At 38.5% G+C, this 4176-nt stretch carries 6 protein-coding genes; 2 read left to right on the forward strand and 4 right to left on the reverse strand.

The genetic code is table 11. The features are described 5' to 3' along the window. Positions 1–214 precede the first annotated feature (214 nt). Both cspD and msrA read right to left on the reverse strand, forming a co-directional pair. Positions 215–415: a cold-shock protein CspD gene (gene cspD, locus E1I69_RS23830; protein WP_077618477.1), complete on the reverse strand. Its 201-nt coding sequence runs from the start codon at positions 413–415 to the stop codon at positions 215–217. A gap of 252 nt (positions 416–667) precedes the next feature. After that, the gene (gene msrA, locus E1I69_RS23835; protein ID WP_136381989.1) at positions 668–1630 is read right to left on the reverse strand and encodes a peptide-methionine (S)-S-oxide reductase MsrA; all 963 of its coding nucleotides are present in this window, start codon (positions 1628–1630) and stop codon (positions 668–670) included. A gap of 118 nt (positions 1631–1748) precedes the next feature. Between msrA and E1I69_RS23840 the strand changes: the two genes are divergently transcribed. After that, the gene (locus E1I69_RS23840; RefSeq protein WP_116352232.1) at positions 1749–1994 is read left to right on the forward strand and encodes a DNA alkylation repair protein; all 246 of its coding nucleotides are present in this window, start codon (positions 1749–1751) and stop codon (positions 1992–1994) included. A gap of 160 nt (positions 1995–2154) precedes the next feature. Here E1I69_RS23840 and E1I69_RS23845 read toward each other — a convergent pair whose 3' ends face one another. Further along, positions 2155–3171 (reverse strand): acyltransferase family protein, encoded by a 1017-nt coding sequence (locus E1I69_RS23845; RefSeq protein WP_347561872.1) that lies wholly within the window; start codon positions 3169–3171, stop codon positions 2155–2157. A gap of 219 nt (positions 3172–3390) precedes the next feature. On the opposite strand from E1I69_RS23845, the gene E1I69_RS23850 reads away from it, so the two are divergent. Then, on the forward strand, positions 3391–3648 hold the full coding sequence (locus tag E1I69_RS23850) for a CGCGG family putative rSAM-modified RiPP protein (protein WP_136381991.1): 258 nt from the start codon (positions 3391–3393) through the stop codon (positions 3646–3648). Between the two features lie 203 nt (positions 3649–3851). Here the strand turns inward: E1I69_RS23850 and E1I69_RS25165 are convergent. After that, positions 3852–4176, reverse strand: a 325-nt coding sequence (locus E1I69_RS25165; protein ID WP_242634693.1) for a transposase, incomplete at its 5' end; no start/stop codon positions are given.

A 4176-nucleotide genomic window follows, 5' to 3' on the forward strand; every position in this document is an offset into this window, starting at 1 on the left:
CTAGGTTAAACTGTATTTGAGTCATTTTTATTCCTCTTTTCTATGTTTTTCTTGGTCGTTAAACATTGTTGACAAAAAGGAATAAAATGACTCATTTTCTTTTTACACAATTATACGGACTTAATCGTTGGTTCCTGATCTACCAGCCTAAAACCCCATAAAAAAACAGCCCTACATATGTAGGACTGTTTTGTGATCTTATTTATAGGTTAAATTATAATTTAACTACGTTAGATGCTTGAGGTCCACGGTTACCTTCAACGATTTCGAAAGAAACTTCTTGACCTTCTTCTAAAGTTTTGAAGCCATCGCCTTGGATTGCTGAGAAGTGTACGAAAACATCGTCTCCACCTTGTACTTCGATGAATCCGAATCCTTTTTCGCTGTTAAACCATTTTACTTTACCATTTTGCATGAAATATGCCTCCTAAAAATGAACACACAAACCATTTGTGCATCGAAAAATTTAACCATTGTACACTTACATAAATCTAAAACAAATTCACATATAACTTCAGAAGATAAGCCGAAATTAACGTTCTTTCTTTCTTTAAACTTATATAACGCAACAAAATGGTCTATTTCATCATAGCACTCTAGTTTAAGAGAGTCAACCAACAATTATGAAAATAGTCATTTTTTCACAATTGGTGTATAGACATGCTTTTTACCCAAAAAGCTTCACATATTCACCGTAGCCTTCTTTTTCAAGATCTTCTTTCGGTATAAAACGAAGTGCTGCGGAGTTGATGCAATAGCGCATTCTAGTTGGACCAGGCCCATCATAAAATAAATGTCCTAAATGGGAATCTGCTGTATTACTTCTAACCTCCGTACGAATCATGCCATGGGATGTATCAAGCTCTTCGACAATTTCTTTTGCATCAATCGCCTTAGTAAAACTTGGCCAGCCACAGCCTGCATCATATTGATCCAACGAGCTGAACAATGGCTTGCCTGAAACAATATCGACATAAATGCCCTCTTTTGCATTGTTCCAAAACTCATTTTGAAACGGTGGTTCTGTACCTTGTTCTTGTGTCACGTAATACTGCATGTCGGTCAGGTTTTTCTTCGCCTCTTCAAATTCCTTTGCAGCCCAATGTTTTCTAATAAATGTATCCCTTCCAGAGCCTTTGCGATAACGATTATAATGTTCTGGTTTCTTTTTATAATAATCTTGATGGTACTCTTCCGCACGATAAAATTCCTTTGCAGGAAGAATTGGGGTTACGATTGGTTTTGAAAAAATCCCGCTTTCAGCTAGCTTTTTCCTAGACTCTTCCGCAACTTTTTTCTGTTCCTCCGTATGATAGAAAATCGCTGTGCGATAGGAATCTCCACGATCGTAAAATTGTCCGCCCGCATCGGTTGGGTCGATTTGCTGCCAAAAAAGTTCAACTAGTTTTTCATAAGGAAAGATGTCTGGATTATATGTAATTTGTACGGCTTCGTAGTGTCCTGTTGTATCAGAACATACTTCTTCATAGGTCGGGTTCTCTTTCGTTCCCCCAGTATAACCTGAAACAACCTCAATAATTCCTGGCTGTGTATCAAACGGCTTAACCATACACCAGAAGCAGCCACCTGCAAAGGTTGCTTTTTCAACTTTTTCATGTGTATTTTCCATTTGCCCTCTTCCTTTCTCCTTTTGCTTGGTTTTATTATATCACTTCTGGCACGTGTTCAAAAAAATACGCTCATATTTATTCCAGAAAAGGAAAAAGTAAAAAATAGGAGGTGCAAAAATGAGTAGTCCTTATTTATGTCCTAATTGTAAAACCAATCGCTCAAGATTTAATATTATTGAACAAGTGCCAAAGTCGGTTAAAATGGACCCGCAAAGCGGCGAAATTGTTGAAGAATACACCGCAAACCTTGACCCATTCCATGTCCCATACCGAGGTCCAGAAATCAAAGTACAATGCGGCGTATGCGGCCTCATCGAAGACGAACAATCCTTCGTCAAACGAGCACAAAACTATAAAGGGTAAGGGAGCACAGGAACTTGGCAGCCAAGCTGGCCACGGTTGCCACGGTTGCCACGGGGGTTGCCACGGGGACGGTTCTTGTGGTTCCCAAAACACACAAAAGGGACCCTTCCCTTGTTACCAGTAGTTTCAACTGGACCAAGAGAACCGTCCCTCTGGTTCCTTAATACCCTTCCTGTTTTACTCGGAAGAATCGCTTGATAATGGAGATTCGGAGTTCGATGAGTGGCTGGGTAATTGCACGGATTGTTTTGGATGAAAGTAGCAATGTTAATAGTAAGGATACGAACACCAAACTTGCAAAATTGCCAGTATCATTAATTACGTCGAGCCAATCGCTGTTTCGGAAATATTTAATCACAAAGCCGTGTAATAGATAGACATACAATGTGTGTGTTCCCCAGCTTGTGAAGAAATATTTATTTTTCGGTAATAAGGAGTAAAATGCTATTGTCATCACAATTGATATTGCATAAACTGCTAGTCTTATGAGCCCGCCTAGATTTTCCTGTGAAAGTGTCTCATACGACTTTGACCCCAACAGCCAACCCGTATTGAAATCTGGAACAAAATAATAGCCAATAAAAATCGCCAACAAGAGTACTGCTGATCCTACTTGGACCGCCGGACGTTTCAACGCAGTAAAATGCTCTTTTTTACAATAGAATCCTAGTAAGAATAAAGGAAAAAAGACAAATGTCCGTGATAAACTCAAATAATTCTCCACAAATGGAATATAGCCTACCCCTACCCCAACGATAACCGCAAGTGCTAACGACCATTTCATCGGTAACTTTGTATAGCCATAAAGCATCACATTCCAACAGAATAAACTAATGAGAAACCAAAGCGACCATTGCGGATTAAATGGTTCAAAAAAGAGCGACTGCCCATTATATAGGAAGTAATAATAAATTGTATAAATTAGCTGAAAAATCAAATACGGAATCAATAACTTTTTCGCCGTCTTTTTAATGTAGCCTTCCTTCTTAAATCCCTTTGCAAAATATCCCGAAACTAAAATGAATGCAGGCATATGAAAGGAATAGACGAAGTGGTAAATTGTCATGATGATTTTATGATCATCAATAAAGGGCTGGATAAAATGTCCAAAGACAACCAGGAATATTAGGATAAACTTCGCGTTATCAAAATAATACTCTCGCTTAGTAGCCATCATATAACCTCCATACTATTGTTATCGTATTATAGCATCGCAAAGAGGTATTTTATGCCGTTGTCTTTGATTTGTAAATTTCTTTTTAAAGTCTAAGACCTGTTTGTAATTATACTGAAAAATCTTAATCAAATTGAAACAAACTGTAACAACTGTTATCCCTGTGATTCATATCATCTACTCTTGCCTTAGTTGGTTTTATAATGAAGGTGAGGTGATGGTATGGCGAAGGATTGGTCGATTGATTTAGAACATGGGGATTATCAGCATAACCGAGCATTAGTGATCGAGGATGGGTTGAAGGCAATCGAGGAAACGGAAAAAGGCTGTTATGTCAATCTCGTCACGCCTGCAAGCTTTGGCAACCCAATTCATTATCTCGCAGAAGCTATAAGTCATAAGTTTGAAACTGAAGTGACCTATAAATACATTGATCAATGTGGGTGTGGTGGCTATGTTTTTCGCGTCTGGAAAAAATAAAGAAATCGTACAAAGACTAACGGAGTACGGAAACCAACAGGTGGTCGTGAATTGGTACGAGGATGAGCAATTACTTGCACGTGACGGATTCTCCTTTTCCCATATACAAATTGAGGATGGTTTTCTATTTTTTATGAAAGACCAATTAGCGAAACAAAAAATACCACTTACAAACTACAAAACAATTGAAATCCTCCCCGATTTTAGGGACTTTTATCAATTAACAAACGAAACCAAAGCTTTACAAATTTATTTTCCCCATTAAAAAGGGACTGTCCGATAAGTCCTAAAAAATAAGGCAAGGGGGAAAAACAATTCGTTTTTCTCCCTTGCCCTTTTTGAGTTTTTCGATTTTTCTCTGAAAGTAACTGGCGGATGCCTGCTACTTTCAGCATATTGTGGGCTAATGCCACAATCCCAAACTCGACATGTACTTTGTCGAGCCCCCGCAAGGAAAATCTGCGGAACGACCTATTGCCCTTGATGTGACCGAACACACTTTCTACCTCAACTTTACGTTGAGCGTAG

The organism is Bacillus timonensis, assembly GCF_004799755.1.
GTDB lineage: Bacteria > Bacillota > Bacilli > Bacillales > Bacillaceae_L > Ferdinandcohnia > Ferdinandcohnia timonensis_A.